Below are 18,385 nucleotides of genomic sequence, written 5' to 3'. Positions count from 1 at the left end.
GGAGCAGAAAATGGCAAAAGGAACGAGAAGAAAACACTCAGCCGCATTCAAGGCGAAAGTGGCCCTTGCAGCGATGGCTGGAGACAAGACACTAGCAGAACTGGCGCAACGGTTTGAAGTGCATCCCAACCAGATCACCGCTTGGAAAAGGCAACTGACAGAAGAGGCAGACTCTGTATTTGCCAAAGGTACTTCAAAAGAGCCAGCAGTTGATATAAAGACCCTACATGCGAAAATAGGCCAGCTAACGCTGGAAAACGATTTTTTAGAAGGTGCGCTCACCAAAGTGGGGTTGCTGAGCGTAAAGCGATGATAGATCCAGCCCATACTCTTTCGATTACACGACAAGCTCAAGTCGTTGAGATCAGTCGTGGTAGCGTGTATTACAAACCCAAACCAGTTAACGAAAACGACTTGGTGCTGATGCGGAAAATTGATGAACTCCATTTGGAGCACCCGTTTATGGGGGCAAGGATGCTCCGTGATCAACTGAACCGAGATGGTGTTTCTGTCGGGCGCAAACATGTTGGAACCCTGATGAAACGCATGGGAGTTGAAGCGTTATATAGGAAACCGGGAACGAGTAAAAAACATCCAGGTCACAAAATCTATCCGTATCTATTGAGAGGAAAGAGTATCGATCAGTCCAACCAGGTCTGGGCTCTGGATACGACTTATATTCCCATGGCCAAAGGATTTGTGTATCTGACGGCTGTTGTTGACTGGGCAAGCCGGAAAGTGTTGGCCTCAAAACTTTCTATTACCCTCGAGGCCTGCCATGCAGTTGATGTGCTGAAAGAAGCCTTTGTTCATCATGGCATCCCAGAGATTGTCAACACCGACCAGGGAAGTCAGTTTACCGCACAAGAGTTTATTGAGGTAGTGCACGAAAAGGGCTGCAAGATCAGCATGGATGGACGTGGGGCTTGGCGAGACAATGTATTCGTTGAAAGACTATGGAGATCAGTGAAATACGAACGTGTTTATTTGCATGCTTATGATACAGTAAATGAGGCTCGAAGGTCTATCATGCAGTATTTTGATTGGTATAACCGCTCAAGACCACATTCCGGATTGGAAAAAAGAACTCCAGATGAGGCCTACAACATAATGTTGCCACCAATTGAAAAGGCAGCTTAATTTAGGCAGAGGCTCCACTTAAAAATGACAGAATACTGTTCAAACAAACTGAGCCACCTCTTTGTAGAAGTGAAAGAACTCCGAGTTTGATTTACCCAGCAAGCAATACGGGGAAATATCACAGTTATAATTCAAAGCTTGATGTGAGTGGAGCAACGGATGAATTTATGGAGATCATACAATCGAGGAATTTTGGCACACTCACACGGATAGATATCACAATGGAAGTAGTTTTTCAGAGTTCTGAGGAAGCTAAAGAGTATCTTGAGTGGTTTATGAATACTTATTACAGGAAGTGGTCTGGAGATAGGACATTTCAAATCAATACTACTTTTTATCGGGCAAATGCATATTCCAGACGATTCCGGCCACCGATTCCAGAGTAAACCGGCCACTCATTCCACGTGATTCCGGCCACCGATTCCATTTCATTCCGGCCAGTGATTCCAGAGGAATCCGGTCACCCCAAATAGGGAGTAGCGACGCATAGAACCAACTGGTAGAGAGTGCCTTTTTGAATAAAATTCAAGGAGGGCTCATGCCGAAGAAGAGGTTATCTATGCGAAAAATTAGAGAGGTACTACGACTCAAGTATGAACTTGGGCACAGTAACCGTGAAATTTCCCGTAGCTGCGGTATTGGCAGCAGCACGGTAAGTGACTATTTACAACGAACCAAAAGAGCAGATCTGGGTTGGCCCCTTCCTGACGACCTAAGCGACAGCAGCCTTGAACAAACCCTTTTCCCTCCACCGCCTCCACCGGGGACAAGCCGGCTAATTCCAGATTTCTCTGAGATCCACAAAGAGCTCCAATCCAAACGAGGGGTTACCCTGAACCTGCTGTGGCAGGAATACAAAGAGCAGCATCCTGACGGCTACCAGTACAGCTGGTTCTGCCATAGTTACCGGGATTGGGCCGGCAAGCTTGATCTGGTCATGCGCCATGAACACCGAGCCGGTGAGAAACTGTTTGTCGACTACGCAGGCCAAACCGTCGATGTCGTTGACCAACACACCGGAGAAATCACAAAGGCTCAGGTCTTTGTTGCGGTCCTTGGTGCCAGCAACTACACCTATGCTGAGGCCACTCCCAGCCAGAAGATTGAGGATTGGATCGGTTCACATGTCCGTACATTTGCTTTCCTGGGTGGGGTTCCGGAAGTTGTCGTTCCAGATAACCTGAAAAGTGGCGTCACAAAAGCCTGCCGTTACGAACCTGACCTTAATCCCACTTATCATGATCTGGCCCGACATTATCAAACCGTGGTGCTGCCTGCAAGGGTTAGAAAACCAAGGGACAAGGCCAAGGCTGAGGCCGGTGTATTGCTGGTGGAACGCTGGATTCTGGCAAAACTCCGTAAACATACTTTCTTCAACATTGACGATCTCAATCGCGAAATAGGCAAACTCCTTGAGCAACTGAACAACAAGCCTTTCAAGAAGTTATCCGGCAGCCGTAAAAGTCGCTTTGAAGAACTGGACAAACCTGCCCTGAAACAACTTCCAGCCAGCCCTTATGAATTATCCTACTGGAAAAAGGCCACTGTACATATCGACTATCATGTGGAGGTCGAGGGACATTACTATTCCGTTCCATATAACCTGGTCAAAAAACAGATTGAGGTGCGCTATACCAAAAGCACGGTTGAGTGTTACTTTCGTGGTAAACGGGTGGCCAGTCACATCCGGGAGAATCAACGAGGGCACCACACTACCGTCAAAGAGCATATGCCTGTCAACCACCGAAAGTACATGGAGTGGAATCCGGACAGGTTCAAGCGCTGGGCTGCCAAGGTCGGGCCGGAGACACTCTGCCTCACAGAGACGCTTCTTGTAAAAAGAGCTCACCCACAACAGGCCTATCGCACTTTGCTGGGCATTCTCCGTCTTGGCAAAGCCTATGGAGATTCACGCCTTGAGGCAGCATGCCATCGGGCCCTGCATATCAACGCCCTTTCTTACCGCTCAGTGGAATCCATACTCAAAAGCGGCCTTGATCAGAAGCCACTACCGAAGCCGGCTACAGAGGACAAGCCGGTTAATCACGCAAATATCCGTGGCTCTCAGTATTATTCTCCCTCAACCCACTAAAACAAAAAGGAAACGATAAAATGCTTCTGCATCCAACACTTGAAAAACTCACAACTCTTCGATTCACCGGCATGGCCGCAGCACTCCAGGAACAGATGGACATGGACACTGCAGATAACCTGGGTTTCGAAGAACGCCTCGGTCTGTTACTTGACCGCGAGCAGGCGGTCAGGGAAACCAGAAAACTTCAGACCAGACTCAGAAAGGCAAAGCTGCGGCAGGATGGCTCAATCGAGGATGTAGACTTCCGTCATCCGCGTGGTCTGGATAGGTCACTGGTAACCAGGCTGGCTGACTGCAACTGGATAAAGGAACATACCAATCTGCTTATTACCGGCCCCACTGGAGTCGGCAAATCCTATCTTGCCTGTGCCTTGGCCCAAAAGGCATGCAGAGAAGGCTATAGTGCTCTCTATCTCCGTCTGAGTAAACTCTTTGAAGATCTGGCTCTTGCCAAGGGGGATGGCCGTTATCTGAAGTTACTGACTGTCTATTCAAAAACAGATCTATTGGTACTTGATGACTATGGACTGGCCACACTCAACCAGGAGCAACGCCATGATTTACTAGAAATACTGGAAGACAGACACGGCCTCAAATCTACCTTGGTAACCAGTCAATTACCGGTAGAGCACTGGCATGAGCGGATCGGAGATCCGACTTTAGCCGACGCCATTCTTGACCGTCTGGTACATGCCGCTCACAAAATCAAACTGAAAGGAGAATCTATGAGAAAAAAGAAAGCACGCTTGACGTGAGAGCAACACACAGAGTAAGAAGGAAATATTCGCGTCGCTACGCTCCGACACCCTGGCCGGAATCCTCTGGACTGGGTGGCCGCTTTGCCGTGGAATTACTGGCCGGAATCAAGTGGACTGGGTGGCCGGATTCACTGGAATACGCAGGCAAAGGAGAAAGGTAGAAGGAGCGACAATTATCAGAGAGAATATGTTGGGGATAGCAAGGTTGTAGAGATAGAGACTGACGCTGATGCAGGGAAGGTATGCAGGATAGAATTCTCATTGCATGGAAAAGCCACAATAAAAAGAGTTCTCAAAATCGAAAATATATCCGAAATCTCTTCCTCGAAAGAAGTATTCCTGATGTTACAAAATAGATACTTGAAGATTCCTGAAATTGATCAAAAAAAGCTGGAACAAATCATGTTCAGTTTTTACAGGAGTAAAGAGAAAAGCAAATTGTTGTCTAGAATGATAACGAGTTATGGATTGTTAAGAGCCTGGCTGGATAATAGTAAGGAAGCAATAAAAATGGGTAAAAAGCTTAGGAGATTCCAAAGGAAGGCCAATTTGAGCGCAAGACAAACAAGGTCTATTGAAAAGGAATTATTAGCTAGTCGAACAACTGATTATTTCAGAAGATAGTTTGAAGTATCCTTTTGTAATTAACTGAAATTATATACTTTAATTGTGTGTATATTATTGTTTTACAGTTGTTACAGGTGTTACTTGTCTAGGTGTATTGGTGTTCAATTTACTATGATATGGAGCATACATTTGGTTAATGGGATGCAAGAAAACCATCAACCATTTGTTTTAATTCCTTATCTATTTGATCATATGAATTCACATACCCGGCAAGTACACCTTTTTCCTCAAGTAAATCAAGAGTTCTAAGAGTAAATTTTTCTTTTAGGTAGATGTTAAGTCTGTGGAAGATACGTTTTCCATCTAATAACCTCGTTAATCCATCCCACTCATCGTCATTATGGGTGGTTGCAAAGGTTTTGATTTTTTCAAAATGCTCCTCAACTTCATCTATAGACACGTTGAGTTCCGTTGCAATTAAGTTTTTTAATTCCGCCCCAGACTTGTCTAGCCCCCACTTTGGTTTAGGTGCTGAATTAGACTTAGCTGAGGCAATAGTACTCAGGCTAGTAATTACAATTAAATCATCAGCCTGCCCTAGAAAGTCTGATGTCTCTAGTTGAGGTGCCGCAGGAGAACATAACTTATCTTTAACAAATGCTTTAATTGCAAGTGGTTTGAGTAAGTAGTTTTCAATTTCCCAGCGACTTAATATAAAAATTTGATTACCATAGGGCGTAGATGCTCTAAATTTCTCATCATCAGTTTCCCACCATAAATCATCTCTATGATCTTCATCACTGAGAAGAACATCCCTGTCAACAATACCAAAAGCAGTGGTGTGGGCTCGTCTGTAGCGTTTTACTTTAGCTATTACTTCCTGGCAACCTCCGCTGCTGCCTTCTTCATCACTAACACTCTCAAAACACAATTTATCTTTATGATTGAAGAACCATTTATCTCTTAAAATGACTAAATCATCATTCGATTCAACAAGGACCTTGATGCCCCCCTCATATAGTGAAGAGATTTCTAAATCATTAGGAATGTCTTTGAAGCTAACCATCTGTTATTTTAAACCTTTATCAATGATTGTGCCACCCTTGATAAGCCCATTCTCTGGAATATCTATGCTTTCAGAAAAAGTGTGTAGAATATCGGTGGAGTGAGTGCTGGATAAAATTGTTATTCCGCTATTACTTGAAGCGAATTCTTTAAGAGATTTAAATAGAGCATGCTGCCATCGTGGATGCAAATGGGCCTCTAGTTCATCTATTATTACTATGGTATGCTGGGTCATATGAGAACCAAGCCTGAGGAATAAGTGAACAAGGCTTTTTTCACCACTGCTCAAACGGTCAAGACGGTGAGTTCCAGTAGAGCATGAGACAATAGCTTCCGGGGGGTCTCTTCTGACATCTTTTAGATATTTATCAGTTCCGGCAAACACTTTGGAGTTGATCAAATCGCATGCTTTCTTAAATCTTCCATCACTAAGCCATTTAAGCCAGACTAGTAGATTATCAAGAGAACCATGCCAATTTTGGTCGTGCGGTTCAAACCGATGACTTGCATTATAAGACCAGTGTTTAGGTTGGGTAATACTTCTAGCAGAGTAGTTTGGTTTTGTATGTGGTTCTTCAGTAATATCAGGAATATCTCGATACGCAGAAAAGTATAAAACTGTAGGAAGAGCTATTTGGCTATCCCCAAAATCACTTGGAGTTGACTTTTTTCCTGCTTGTATAACAGCAAGTAGAGTCTCAACCAGTTCTGAACTTGGGCTTGGCTTCTTGATAGAACCTGAAGTTTGGGATATATAGCTGATTCGGTGCCAACTCTCTGCATTGTATTCTTCTAAGGTCTCTTTATCCCAAACTTTGAATGAAAATTCTTCGCCTATTCTTCCTCCGACGATCGAAAAAACTATTGCTTGCTCTTTGCCTTGCCATCGGAGTCTGAGCCAAATATCAAGTTGAGCCCTCCCTTGATTTAGGTCCAAGTCTTCTTGGTGAAATTCAGTTGGAGAAGGGTTGTCTAACAATCCTAATAAGGATGTTAAGGTCTCGAAAATAGTAGTTTTGCCTGACCCATTACGAGAAACAAAAAGATAAAAATTGCAGGGATTGTTGTTTTTATCAGTAAAATCAATTTCAAATTGTTTCTCTTGAAATGGACCAATTCTATCAATTGTTAATGCAAGTAGCTTGAAATCATAAATCGTTATTACACTATCCATAAGACAGATCCTCTAAACATGTTTGATTTGCTCTAAATCATCTTGCGTCAACTTTGCTCCATGAACACGTTTGGGGGCAATATCGGGAGGTATTTTTACTAACATATCTCCCCTTCCTAATAATGCCTCAGCCCCCTTTTCATCTAAAATAATATTTGATTCCGTGTGCTTTTGTACTCGAAGAGCAATTCTTCCAGGTATATTACTTCGGAGCAACCCTGTGAGTATGGTTGAATCCGGTCTTTGAGTAGCTAAAACTAAGTGAATACCACAGGATCGAGCTTTCTGGGCCAACCTGACTAACGGGGTTTCAATATCACTAGACTGCATTAATAGATCGGCGAGTTCTTCTATTACTACAACGATGTATGGAAGGTTTATTTTGTTTTGACCCCTCCCTTCTGATAAATTTGTTACATTCGCTTCATACATCAATTGATGTCGTCTTTCCATTTCATCAACTAATTCCTCTAATAAATTAGCAGCCTGATCAACTAAATAGACAACCCCTCCTTCATATAATTGGGAGGTGGACTCGTATCTAACAAACTCAACCCTTTTGGGGTCAATAAGAGCTAATTCAATGTCTCCTTTGGGCAAGGTTGCTAGTAGGGACAATATTATACTGTGTAAACAAACACTTTTCCCGCTGCCTGTTGTTCCTGACACTAAAATATGGGGTGCTTCCTGTAAGTCAAATGAGTAGTTGCCTCCAATAACATCTTGTCCAAGCCATATTGGAAGAACATACTTCTTTATTTCATCTGTTTTTGTCCAGTCCCAGAACGATGATGCTTGAATTGTTTTCCAACTAGATTGCTCCCTGGGAACATCAAGAGAAATTATTCTTGGTTGATTCGTGGGTTGCATTAGTACTCCTTTGTCACCTAGACCAAGAAGCATTGCTAATTTTCCTAAACCTTTTTTTAATTGATCATAATCATTAGCATTTTCAAAATAGAGAAAGAAGCGACTAATTCGAGATCCTTCAACTCTTTCATTGATCCGTCCATTGACTCCAATTTCCTCTAGCGAATCGATAAGATTTTGGTTTGATAAGGTATTCCTTTCAAGATCATCATCAATTGTCAGGTTTGGTAAGAGTTCATGTTCTAAGTAGCTTGAAAAGTCGTGTCCTCTTGCCCAGCTTGTTCTTATCTCTTTTAATCCTCTTCTAATGTGTCGCTGTAAATGTTTTCGATAATCTTTCTCTTTGTTAAAGAAATCATCCTCATGATAAATTGAAAGCATAGCTCGAACTGAATCATCAAGGTCATTCTCAGAGTCACGGCCTGTAACTTGTTTAAGACTATACTCAGAACCTTTTTCAGGTATTTTATCAAAGTCAGAATTAGGGGGAGTTGTAATCTGTAATGATTTTGCTAGCGCAAGTCGGAGTACTCTTAATTTTGGTGCTGTTTTGGTTTTAAAGCCATAATGAAGGACATCAGAAATTAGTTGCTCATCAATTTGGTCGGTATATATATCAGCCATTGGGCACCTCTAATGTCACTATTTCTGTATTGGTACCACTGGGATTCTTCAGCTCAAATGTTTTATAACAGTGTTTTTGAAGTTTCTTTGATTTAGATTCATCTAATTCAGAATCAGTAGGCAGAATTATCACTTGCTTGCTAGCGTGTGGGTAGTATCGTTCCAGTAAGTTTGCTTGATGTTGTGCGTCGATTCTAGCTAGTGGAGTGTCTATAATTACTGGAAACTCTTTATTTGAAACTGTTTTTAAAGCCCATAAAAGAGAAGTTGCTGCGATTTGTTTCATACCCGCTGAAATTGTACCCATTCCGATAGAGTTACCCCTTTGATCTAGGTAAGTAATTAGGAATTCATCACTAATTTTTACTGTATTAATTAATGTGTTGGAGTCTAGTATTGTAGATAGATTCTTATTAACTTCGATTTCAAGTTGCTCTCTTGCTTCTTTCTTTAAGTCATGTTTAAAACTTTCAAGCATATTTTGAGTTCGGGTTGCTAAGTCATATCTACCTCTATAGTCTTCTGCGACTTTTACAGAATCAACTAGACGGTTAATGTTCTGAGTTATTTCAGATAAGCTGGAAGCTATTTGAGTTATTTGGCTATCTTTATCTCTTATACTGTCATTAATTTCAAATAACGTCTTTTTGATGATCGACTCTTGTTCTTTTAACTCTTGAAAATGTTTTTTCTCCTCTTCTGCAAGGTGTTTTGCATTGTCTAGAAGATCATTTTTTTGATTTATTGCAATTTGAATATTTCTTGCCTTTGATACTAACTTTCTTAACTCAGAAAATGCATCAGGATCGTCTGAATATCTTATGAGAGTGTCATAAAGTTTTTGAGCTCTGGATGGATCGAGATTAAAAGTTTCTTCACTATTTATTGGTTGTTGAAATACTTCAATTTGCTTTTTTATTCGTTGCTGATAGAAAGCAATTTGGTTTGTCGTTAGTGGAGGAGATGAATATGGTGGCTGTTCTAATAATATTGGTAACTGATTTTGTAGAGTACCTAGTAAAGTGAGTTGTTGTTGGTTGAAGTTGTGAATGTTTTTTTGAATGATTTTAAGTGACTTTTCTATCAATTTAGGGTTAAGCATAAGAAAAGCATCACCACCAAAAAAATCTGATATTTTTGCGAAAAGTTCATCTTGAGTCTCCTCTAGATGCTTTACTTCTGTTTTTAATATTGCTCTATTTTCAACACCTGTATGACCGCCAATAATATCTAGCATCCTTTCGGTTCGTTTTAAGGCCTCCTCTTCTTCCGCTAAATCATTTTCGAGATCATCTTTTTCTTGTTCTAGTCCTGCTATTTCTGATATAAATTCTTGTTTTTTATTCTTTGCTTTCTCCAAGTCAGCTACCGCATGTCTGTCCATGCTCTGACTCTTCCAAGACCCTTTTACTGATTTTATTGCAGACAAAACATTCTCAACGGGCCGGATATTTAACAATTGCTCCATTTTAGAGATGGTTTGATTAGTATTTGCTTCTGCAAGATGTTGTACTTCTTCACCGTCAAAAAAGAAAAATGGTAGATATTCAATAGGTAATATTCGATTTAGATACTCTTGCGCTTGATCATTTTCAAGATAACCTTCAATAGGGTCATCAACCATGACCATTTCATTGAAAGAAGTATTGGTAATATTTGACCACTTTCTGGTTATTAAAGCCTCTCCGTTTTCGGTATATAATTTAATAGAAATTGAACAGTTACTTACTCCTTTTTCCTTGGCACGATAATTCAATATTCCCCACCATCTATCACTTGCGCCATAGATGTATTGTTTTGTCGTTATCCCTCTCGGTACTTTTTGCAATAGATCTTCAGAAACGCCACCAAAAAGTAATTTGATGCTATTTAAAAAACTTGTTTTACCTTGGTTGTTTCGTCCTCGTATAATGACAATGTTTTTTTTGCCATTATTTGGGGGTGACAAGTCAAAAATCTTTTCCCCATAATAAGAAAAAATATTTTTTAATGTTATGGATATGATATGCACTATAAGTTTCCTTCCTTCATTGCATTAGTGATTATTTTCTCAATATCTGTTTTTAAACTAGACTTCGCACCTCGTATTGCAATATTTGGATATCTCTCCATTAAATGTATGAGTTGAGGGATAAGGTACTCAGGGACATCGTGATCTTTTGAAAGATCAGATAATTTTCTAGTTAGATATTTTTTATCCATTATTTTTTTCTTCTTTTCATTGGTTGCCTTTTAAATTTGTTGGCAATTTTTAAGGCAGAGTTCATTACATCAAACTCTTCTGTCCATATTTTTTGAATGTGAACAATTTCATCATCACTAATTAATTCAATGTTGTCGGGTAATTTTGATTCAGTATCAAGTAAATTTTCTAGAATCTCTTGTCTTGTTGTTGAATTGAACGGGCCGTTGCCCAGTTCTCCAGTTCTTCTGTAATGGTTCCGTCGATGTTCATCTTCCCTAATCTCTTTAATCCAATTTCTAAAGTTATTCAATGGTTGCATCCAAACGGCTCCCTGCTCGATGAAGCTTTCCATTGACTTGTCTGTTTTAACGACGGTACAGGTCCAGCAACCGAATCGACTTCCCCCGCACGATGGGGTGTTAAGGTCAACAACCAAGGGGCATTCACCGCTATTTGCTTGTTTGTACAGATCAAAAAGAACATCATGATTCCCTCCCCAGGGTGGAAGTTCGTTGAACAGGTACTCCCAAACTTCGTCTGTTGTCCAGTCAGAAATGGGGGCCAAAACTAGTGTGTTTTTGATTTCATGATGAGGGTTGAGTCTTCTAGTGCTATACTCACGTTTTTCTATCGAACGCTTTCTGGCTTGACTCTCATCTTTTCTTGTCCCTAGTAGCAATATAGTGCTACCGTGTTGTTCAACCAACTGCTCTATTATTCCTTTTGTTGGCTTAATTTTCATTTTAGATGTACACCAGCGAAACCATCTAGTTGGTGAAGGGTAGCCTCTCCCAATGAGATTTACCCAGAATTTGTTATCTAAAGAGGGAACTACCTGATGGATATTGATTGGTAAGTTTTGTTTGTCGATAAACGTTTGAATATTTGCCAGGTTTTCTTTGACATGCGTTAGTATGTTAGGCGGTTCTACGCCAGTATCTGAGGTTATTATGTGAATTGGCTTTTCATTATTAACCCTATCGTCAGAGAGGATTTCAAAAACCAATTGTAATAATAATGTTGAATCTTTACCTCCTGAGTACCCTATAATCCATGGCCTTGTATCAGAAATATAGTTTTCTATAAGTAATTCTTTGCTGATATTTATATGAGAATTCTTCACTTTTGCTGACATATATAGTGTTTATTTTCTATAAAATTTTACCAAACTATTCCGTTTGATGCTTTTTGATGTAGATATGTTAATGTTCTATTTCTTACTTAATGTCAATAACGTCAGTATCTTTATACGTCGGCACTTTTATTAAATGTATACCATGGAAGCTCCCCCCCCCCCCACTGATTTGATCAAAAGGGGGGGGCATTGTGTCTGGATAAAGTGGGTATGAAAGTGGGTATTTGGGTTGAGTATAAAAACGACACCATGAGTATGTACATGGAATGTAATGGTAAATACGATAATGTTTGGCTCCGACCTCCGCACCAATGACAAGAAGCTGTAATCATTAGTTGATCTAGTGATTGCAGCTTTGTTGTTTCTGGCCCCCCATCTAAGTTTTCTCGATCAGGAAATCGATTTTTTAAGGTCGTCTGAAAAAGCGATGTCATATCACCATCACCTTACCTCTCGTATCCCGCTTGGACGGCATCTTCCATGTTTGCCAGCTCGGCTTCAATCAATAGCCCGAAATGTGATGCTTTCTTTTTTGTTTGCGTCATTTTTGGGCCAGCAGAGCTTGTGAAAAATTCAGTTGTCAAGCAATCCTTGACAATATTCTTGGGTGAAGAAGGGCTAATTCCTCATAATTTCCTGTATTCGAGCAAGATTTGTGAGCAGCACAGTATGGAGATCCGAATAAATCACTGCCTTACCATACTGCTTTTCATGTATAGCCAGTACCTTCTCGTATATTTTTCCAATTTTTTGAGCAGTTGCTGTGATAATTTCAAAAACCTTTTCAGGCCGAAGTTTCATATCCTTACTGAGTTTGACAAAAGCACCTTGGTTCACTCGATCGTGCCTGTAGGTATTACCTATTGCCATGGCAAGTTTGCGATCCAAATTAGGATAAACCTGTGTTGAAACTAAATCATAGAACGGTGCGAGCGTAATAGTATCTTTGTGAATAATTGAGAAATTTTTACCATGCGCATCATTGTTGCCTATGAGAAAATTGAAAGTCATGACAGCGGTCAGCTTTTGTTTTACCACTGATATATCGGCTGATAAATGCTCCTCGGCGAGTTCTCTGCAGTGTAAAAAGCCTGGGCCTCCCTGTTCCTGATATTTTTTGTGAAACGGTAGTCCCATTGCCTGACAGAAATCTTCCTGATGTACCCGTTTCACTTTATTCTCTGAGTGGAATCGATCATAACGTTCTATAAGAAACAGTTCATAGCCTGCAAACGTGTATAGTTCAGAGTGAGGGACTGAGAGGCCAGCCTGCCGGGCCAGGTCCATACAGAATACTTCATTTCTCTGGATATCATGAAAATAAGGACTGGCAGGTTTTATTATATGCGTTGTAGGCGATGCCGAATTCTCAGGGAGAGAAAAGCTTCCCTTCTCATAATACACTGGTAATTTGTCTTGAGCTCCGGCAATTGATAGGCGGGCGTTAGCTAACTCAGGATATAATTTGTGCTTACCAGGATCCGATTCGATGGCCTGCAATGCCTTTTGCAGCTCAACGTCTATACATCGATACTTGCTGGAATGAGGAGGAATATCTCCACTCTCAGGAATAATGGAGAGGGCACCAGCGCAATCTTCTCCAAAATTTTCGAGAAAGGCAAAGGTGTCTTTTTTGTCGAATCGATGGTTGAAGGCTAGAATGGTTCGTGCGTCACTCTCGGGAAAGAGATTTTCAAAAAAAGCTGTGCTGACTCCAGGGGAGAATCGTTCTTCTTGACATGGCAGTGACAGTGATATTTGGCGCCCACTGTTTTTGAGCCACTCGGCAGCGTATTGAAAGGTGATTTCGCCTTTTGGGTGTCTTGATATTGTACCGACGATTTGTTGATCCCAGTAGACTGTGAGATTACTCATTTGTCGATATCTCCTTCGGTTAGGTAAACTCTCAGCCCTACGGTACGTATCAAATCAAAAACTTTATCAAGTTGTGCTGTGGTTTTGCCCTGCTCGATATTACTTATAAACTTCACGCTCGTTGCGGTGTAGTCAGCAAGGTCCTTTTGGGTCCATTGCTTTTTTTTACGAGCATCCTTGATTGCCGGGCCAATGTATTTGGGTAGGCGCACATGATATGGATATTTAATTTTTGACATGGTGTGAAGGCCTCCTTTTTTGACCGTACAGTTAAATTTACTGAGAGTCAATGTGTTTTAACCGATCGGTGAAGTGGTGTGATGTGGATCGTGACTTAACCGATAGGTTAAAATGGGTAGGGTCTGCGCCAGAATCTTTTTGTATTTTGCTATTGAATCAATATCTTGGTGCGTGAATAGCACTGGGCTCAAAATCCAGCGGGCTTTGGCCCGTGTCGGTTCGACTCCGATCTCCGTACCATTTTATTTCGTTCTCATTTGATACAGAAGTACTATTTGCCCATTAACCAGCAAAGGTATACGGTTTTTTTGTTTCATGAAAGCCTACCTTCAAGCCAGCCAGTTATTTCCCCATCCTTATTTCTAACACCATGGATAGATCTGTAGGAGGTCGGCCGATTAAAGTCCTACTCTTATCGAGTGCTCAAGAATCATGTGAAGTTCTATTCGATCCTATAAAAACGAAGTTGGTGGAAAGATGCGGAAAGCGGCTGTTCTCGTCTAAAAAAAGAACGAAAATGCACAAGGTGAAATGGAATTACAATGACAAATCTTTCAGGACGATGTAAGCGTCTGCTTTAATATAGGTGACGTCTTTTTACACCGTTCATAATTTCTTTAAAAACATATTTGAACAGATTAACATCGATTGAATTGAGGAAATACAGTGCTAAACGAAACCATAGATCATAAACTCAAGCTCAGAGGTCTGCAGTTCTCTGACTACAGTGAAATAGATGCAATAATGAAACAGGCCTATTCCGGCATGGGAGGCTCCTGGACACCAGATGAAATAGAAAGGCTCCTTACAGTGTTTCCGGATGGGCAGATTTGTATTGAGGATAACGGAAAAGTTGTCGCAGCAGCTTTGACGCTCATTGTTAATTATTCAAAAATTGAAGACGACCATTCCTATGATGATATTGTTGATCAGGGGAAATTTAGCAGTAATGATCCGGAAGGCGATTACCTGTACGGTATAGACGTATTTGTCCATCCAGATTACCGCGGTATGCGTCTTGGCAGGCGTCTCTATGATGCCCGTAAAGAGCTGTGTCAGCAGCGTAACCTTAAAGGAATTATCGCCGGTGGACGTATACCCGGTTATGCAAAATACGCAAAAGAACTCACCCCGGATCAATATATAGACAAGGTTCGCAAAAGAGAAATTGTAGATCAGGTGTTGACCTTTCAGCTCTCCAATGATTTTCACCCCAAGAGAGCTATCAGGAATTATATTCCCGAAGATACCCGTTCAAAAAGCTATGCTGTTCTTCTGGAGTGGAACAACATCTTTTATGAAAACAAAAAACGGATGATCTGGGGGAGAAAATCAAACGCCCGCATAAGTGTTGTGCAGTGGCAGATGCGTTTATTCCCAAGTACAGAAGATCTCCTCCAGCAGATTGACTTCTTTGTGGATGCTGCAGCTGGTTATAAGGTTGACCTGCTCCTTTTTCCTGAGATGTTCAACGCACCATTGCTCGCAAACTTTGATCAGCAGAATCCTGCCATGGCAATGCGTTCTCTTGCGGAGTCAACTGACGCCCTCAGGGAATCGATGCTGCAAATGGCCATGAAGTACAATATTAATATCGTTACCGGCAGTCTGCCTATTTATGAAGATGGAAAACTCTACAATGTTGCTTTTCTTTGTAGACGCGACGGCACCTGGGACTCTCAGTACAAACTTCATATCACTCCTGATGAATCTGAATGGTGGGGGTTTAATGGAGGAAATGAGTTGAAAGTTTTTGATACCGATATCGGGAAGATCGGTATTCTTATCTGTTTCGATGTTGAGTTCCCGGAGTTGCCACGCATGCTCGTTGACAAAGGAATCAAGCTCCTGCTGGTGCCATACTGGACAGACACCAAAAATGGGTATCTCCGAGTCAGGCGCTGTGCCCAGGCCCGTGCGATTGAAAACGAGTGCTATGTGGCGATTACCGGCAGTGTCGGTAACCTCCCGAAGGTGGAGAACATGGATATCCAATATTCCCAGTCAGCTATTTTCACTCCTTCCGATTTTGCCTTTCCGCATGATGCAGTGGCGGCAGAAGCAACTCCGAATACGGAGATGACACTGCTTGCAGATCTTGATCTGGATCTTTTAAAAGAAATCAGGACCCAGGGAAGCGTACAAAATCTGGCTAGTCGCAGGAGTGATTTGTACGAGATCAGATGGCTTAAATAAGAAAGTAATAGCCTCGTCTCCCTCCTATCATGGAAAGGCTGTGTTTGGAGCGTCGATAAAAGCAGATTGCTACTTTCCCGTTTTTTTGGTATATATTACTAGTTAATAATTTGTTCATTTACGTATTATATCTTATAAAAATTAACAAGAGGATTTCCCATGAAGAATACTGTTAAAGTTCTTGCCCTACTCATTGTCATCGGTCTTGCAGGATGTGCCAGCAATAAAGATTTAGACGCTGTTAAAGCACTGGCTCAGCAGGCCAACGCTACCGCTGACGAAGCTTTGCGGACGGCTCGTAATGCTGAAAATACTGCCCTGGAGGCCAAAGCAACAGCTGACGCCACAGATAATAAAATTGAACGTATGGCAAAGGAACCAAAATCATTGCGTAAATAAAAAGCTTTCTCTGGTTCACATCAGTTCGGAACTGTGGTTGTTCTCTCACTATTGATGCAAGTTATTGGTTGATGGGGAGTTGAATGACCACAGTTTTTTTTTGTTCTTCGTGCATGTTGTTCTCTCCCGGTTTATGATAGAAGTAGTGTTTCTGAGGTGGCACATTTCATGCGGTTTCTTCTTTACTGTGAAGCCGTTTAACTCATATTGCCCTGTTTGAAACAATGTCTTTTTTGATGGTGTTTGCCTTCCTTGTTTTTCTCATAAGTGTCTCAGGTATGTTGCAAGTTTTTCAGGGGTGCCTGAAAATGCAGAACCTGAACAAAACATCACCGGAACTGGAGACAGATGTTCCACTTGTCTCTATTGTTGTGCCAGCCTGTAACGAAGCCACAACGCTTGAGCCTGCCCTGTCCTCAGTCTTACAACAGGACTATCCCTCCTTAGAAATCATTGTTGTTGATGACCGTTCTACTGATGCTACTTTTGCAGTCATTACAAAATTGCGTCAGAAATATCCTCAGATTCTGGTAAGTCAGGTGAAAGAGCTCCCTTCGGGGTGGCTTGGGAAAAACCATGCTCTCTCTCTGGGTGCCAAAAGGGCTCAGGGGGATATTCTGCTTTTTACCGATGCCGATATTATTATGGAATCGTCCACAATTTCTCGGGCCGTGGCCTATTTCAGACATGAAAATCTCGATCATCTTTCCCTGATTTTTCGCAATCTGACCCCAGGTGGATTGCTCAATGCTATGATTATTGATGCACTGGGCGGTCTCTTTCTTCTTCTCAGGCCCTGGAATGCCAGAAAGAAAAACAGCACAGCATTTATCGGCGTGGGAGCCTTTAATATGATTCGCACCAGGGTCTACTGGGAACTGGGTGGGCATTCGACTTTTAGAATGCATCCAATCGATGATATAATGCTTGGGAAGAGAGTGAAACAGCGGGGTTTCACTCAGGATTGTTTACAGGGTGGAGATTTTGTGCAGGTTCGTTGGTATGGGAGTGTTTCTGAGATGGTTCGTGGATTGATGAAGAATATCTTTGCTCTTTACAGCTATCGAATTTCGTATGTTACGGTGGCTGTCCTGGGAATTATTCTGCTCACCATCGTTCCGGTATGGGGAGTTCTGCTAACGCAGGGAATGATAAGGGTGTTTTTTTGCGCTGCGATTCTGTGTCGTATTGCCGTTTTTGTCTGTAATTCTAAATGGATGGGTGTTCAGCTGACTGCAGTGCTCTGGTCTTTAGTGACACCTTATCTCACTGTGTATACAGTGTTGAGAGCTGTCTGGACAACTCTTCGCAACCAGGGTATCGACTGGCGTGGAACCCATTATCCTTTGAAGGAGTTAAGAAAGGAAGAGCCACTTTTTCCTCTTTGGTGGAGGTGACTTTTTTTGCTGAAGAAGTGACTCGTCCGTATAGCTTTTTTCTTCCGAACCGGAAGAGAAGAATCAACGTCAGGCGCTGTCGTTTCTATCGAGACTTGTGGATGACCAGCGATAGAGATAGTCATTGACCATCAGTAACTGCTCATCGGAAAGTTTGGCCCATGAACCGTCCTTTGCACATTCTGCTCGCCTGGTCGTAAATATTCGATTCCAGCCCTTAGAGGATTTCGATTCCTCATACAGGTATCTCGCCCCTTTGTCATTTCCACGGGTATGGCAACTTTTACACACCTGCTTGAAGCCTTTCCCTCCCTGTCCCCACGCCCGGCTTTCCCATTCAAGTGGTCCGCTGTCCAGAATTCTGCAACTTCCTGTATTTTCGTCATAGCGCTTTTGGGGCGTGGCGGAGACTGAAAAGGATGTTGCTGCGAGTATAGCAACACAGAACATTCCAATAAATAGCTGTTTCATGTCAAGCTCCTATAGTAGGAAGGTATATTTAAAATCTTTGGCAGGATGCCGGGATAAATATACCATGTACCACATTGTGACAGATAGTGGTGGAATGGTCAAGGATAATGTGATTGTGAGGACGTTGAGATTGACATTCCGCACAGATATCCATCCCGGCAAAAGTTGCCTCTATTTTAGTGATACTTGAATAA

16 protein-coding genes are annotated in these 18,385 nt (G+C 41.8%); 7 read left to right on the top strand and 9 right to left on the bottom strand.

Annotation, left to right across the window (positions count from 1 at the left end; all coding sequences use genetic code 11):
• The first annotated feature begins 10 nt into the window (after positions 1–10).
• The 4 genes from UWK_RS03330 to UWK_RS03310 all read left to right on the top strand — a co-directional run bounded on the left by UWK_RS03330 (position 11) and on the right by UWK_RS03310 (position 4,617).
• Positions 11–1,140 (top strand): IS3 family transposase gene (locus UWK_RS03330; protein ID WP_407637460.1). Its coding sequence is split into 2 segments (ribosomal slippage): positions 11–269 and positions 269–1,140, totalling 1,131 coding nucleotides; the frame shifts between segments, so codons are not numbered across the junction.
• A 538-nt stretch (positions 1,141–1,678) separates the two neighbouring features.
• Entirely contained in the window at positions 1,679–3,232 is a 1,554-nt protein-coding gene (gene istA / locus UWK_RS03320; RefSeq protein ID WP_015402933.1) for an IS21 family transposase, read from the top strand.
• Between the two features lie 20 nt (positions 3,233–3,252).
• Entirely contained in the window at positions 3,253–3,990 is a 738-nt protein-coding gene (istB, locus tag UWK_RS03315; protein WP_015402932.1) for an IS21-like element helper ATPase IstB, read from the top strand.
• Positions 3,991–4,074: 84 nt separating this feature from the next.
• Positions 4,075–4,617, top strand: a complete 543-nt coding sequence (locus UWK_RS03310; protein WP_153304807.1) for a hypothetical protein — start codon at positions 4,075–4,077, stop codon at positions 4,615–4,617.
• A gap of 136 nt (positions 4,618–4,753) precedes the next feature.
• On the opposite strand, the gene UWK_RS03305 is transcribed toward UWK_RS03310, so the two are convergent.
• The 8 genes from UWK_RS03305 to UWK_RS03270 form a co-directional block, all read right to left on the bottom strand.
• A complete protein-coding gene (locus UWK_RS03305; RefSeq protein ID WP_015402931.1) occupies positions 4,754–5,626 on the bottom strand; it encodes a DUF4435 domain-containing protein in 873 nt (290 codons plus the stop codon).
• 3 nt (positions 5,627–5,629) lie between these two features.
• Positions 5,630–6,799 carry an AAA family ATPase gene (locus UWK_RS03300; RefSeq protein ID WP_015402930.1) on the bottom strand — a complete coding sequence of 390 codons (1,170 nt, stop codon included), beginning with the start codon at positions 6,797–6,799 and terminating at the stop codon, positions 5,630–5,632.
• 12 nt (positions 6,800–6,811) lie between these two features.
• Entirely contained in the window at positions 6,812–8,293 is a 1,482-nt protein-coding gene (locus UWK_RS03295) for an FtsK/SpoIIIE domain-containing protein (protein ID WP_015402929.1), read from the bottom strand.
• On the bottom strand, positions 8,286–10,304 hold the full coding sequence (gene dndD, locus UWK_RS03290; RefSeq protein WP_015402928.1) for a DNA sulfur modification protein DndD: 2,019 nt from the start codon (positions 10,302–10,304) through the stop codon (positions 8,286–8,288). The genes UWK_RS03295 and dndD overlap by 8 nt, the downstream gene beginning before the upstream one ends.
• Positions 10,304–10,495, bottom strand: a complete 192-nt coding sequence (locus UWK_RS03285) for a DNA modification system-associated small protein (RefSeq protein WP_015402927.1) — start codon at positions 10,493–10,495, stop codon at positions 10,304–10,306. Before UWK_RS03285 ends, dndD begins: the two co-directional genes overlap by 1 nt.
• Complete coding sequence (dndC, locus tag UWK_RS03280; protein ID WP_015402926.1) at positions 10,495–11,613, bottom strand: DNA phosphorothioation system sulfurtransferase DndC; 1,119 nt, start codon at positions 11,611–11,613, stop codon at positions 10,495–10,497. The genes UWK_RS03285 and dndC overlap by 1 nt, the downstream gene beginning before the upstream one ends.
• A gap of 618 nt (positions 11,614–12,231) precedes the next feature.
• Positions 12,232–13,488: a type II toxin-antitoxin system HipA family toxin gene (locus UWK_RS03275; protein WP_015402925.1), complete on the bottom strand. Its 1,257-nt coding sequence runs from the start codon at positions 13,486–13,488 to the stop codon at positions 12,232–12,234.
• Positions 13,485–13,727, bottom strand: a complete 243-nt coding sequence (locus UWK_RS03270) for a helix-turn-helix domain-containing protein (RefSeq protein WP_015402924.1) — start codon at positions 13,725–13,727, stop codon at positions 13,485–13,487. The genes UWK_RS03275 and UWK_RS03270 overlap by 4 nt, the downstream gene beginning before the upstream one ends.
• A 667-nt stretch (positions 13,728–14,394) precedes the next feature.
• On the opposite strand from UWK_RS03270, the gene UWK_RS03265 reads away from it, so the two are divergent.
• From UWK_RS03265 to UWK_RS03255, 3 genes are all read left to right on the top strand, one after another.
• Positions 14,395–15,924, top strand: a complete 1,530-nt coding sequence (locus UWK_RS03265; protein WP_015402923.1) for a bifunctional GNAT family N-acetyltransferase/carbon-nitrogen hydrolase family protein — start codon at positions 14,395–14,397, stop codon at positions 15,922–15,924.
• A gap of 159 nt (positions 15,925–16,083) precedes the next feature.
• Positions 16,084–16,323: an alanine-zipper protein gene (locus tag UWK_RS03260; RefSeq protein WP_015402922.1), complete on the top strand. Its 240-nt coding sequence runs from the start codon at positions 16,084–16,086 to the stop codon at positions 16,321–16,323.
• A gap of 308 nt (positions 16,324–16,631) precedes the next feature.
• The gene (locus UWK_RS03255) at positions 16,632–17,720 is read left to right on the top strand and encodes a glycosyltransferase (RefSeq protein ID WP_167320712.1); all 1,089 of its coding nucleotides are present in this window, start codon (positions 16,632–16,634) and stop codon (positions 17,718–17,720) included.
• Positions 17,721–17,789: 69 nt separating this feature from the next.
• Here UWK_RS03255 and UWK_RS03250 read toward each other — a convergent pair whose 3' ends face one another.
• Positions 17,790–18,191, bottom strand: a complete 402-nt coding sequence (locus tag UWK_RS03250; RefSeq protein WP_015402920.1) for a hypothetical protein — start codon at positions 18,189–18,191, stop codon at positions 17,790–17,792.
• Positions 18,192–18,385 lie beyond the last annotated feature (194 nt).

Source organism: Desulfocapsa sulfexigens DSM 10523, assembly GCF_000341395.1.
Taxonomy (GTDB): Bacteria; Desulfobacterota; Desulfobulbia; order Desulfobulbales; family Desulfocapsaceae; genus Desulfocapsa; species Desulfocapsa sulfexigens.
This window is presented reverse-complemented; position numbering and strand designations above follow the sequence as displayed.

What these genes read in the sequence shown, in the direction of transcription:
- UWK_RS03295 (WP_015402929.1), bottom strand. Translation starts at nt 8,293, where the DNA reads ATGGCTGATATATATACCGACCAAATTGATGAGCAACTAATTTCTGAT.
- UWK_RS03275 (WP_015402925.1), bottom strand. Translation starts at nt 13,488, where the DNA reads ATGAGTAATCTCACAGTCTACTGGGATCAACAAATCGTCGGTACAATA.
- UWK_RS03250 (WP_015402920.1), bottom strand. Translation starts at nt 18,191, where the DNA reads ATGAAACAGCTATTTATTGGAATGTTCTGTGTTGCTATACTCGCAGCA.
- UWK_RS03285 (WP_015402927.1), bottom strand. Translation starts at nt 10,495, where the DNA reads ATGGATAAAAAATATCTAACTAGAAAATTATCTGATCTTTCAAAAGAT.
- istB (WP_015402932.1), top strand. Translation starts at nt 3,253, where the DNA reads ATGCTTCTGCATCCAACACTTGAAAAACTCACAACTCTTCGATTCACC.
- UWK_RS03255 (WP_167320712.1), top strand. Translation starts at nt 16,632, where the DNA reads ATGCAGAACCTGAACAAAACATCACCGGAACTGGAGACAGATGTTCCA.
- UWK_RS03305 (WP_015402931.1), bottom strand. Translation starts at nt 5,626, where the DNA reads ATGGTTAGCTTCAAAGACATTCCTAATGATTTAGAAATCTCTTCACTA.
- dndC (WP_015402926.1), bottom strand. Translation starts at nt 11,613, where the DNA reads ATGTCAGCAAAAGTGAAGAATTCTCATATAAATATCAGCAAAGAATTA.
- istA (WP_015402933.1), top strand. Translation starts at nt 1,679, where the DNA reads ATGCCGAAGAAGAGGTTATCTATGCGAAAAATTAGAGAGGTACTACGA.
- UWK_RS03260 (WP_015402922.1), top strand. Translation starts at nt 16,084, where the DNA reads ATGAAGAATACTGTTAAAGTTCTTGCCCTACTCATTGTCATCGGTCTT.
- UWK_RS03270 (WP_015402924.1), bottom strand. Translation starts at nt 13,727, where the DNA reads ATGTCAAAAATTAAATATCCATATCATGTGCGCCTACCCAAATACATT.
- UWK_RS03300 (WP_015402930.1), bottom strand. Translation starts at nt 6,799, where the DNA reads ATGGATAGTGTAATAACGATTTATGATTTCAAGCTACTTGCATTAACA.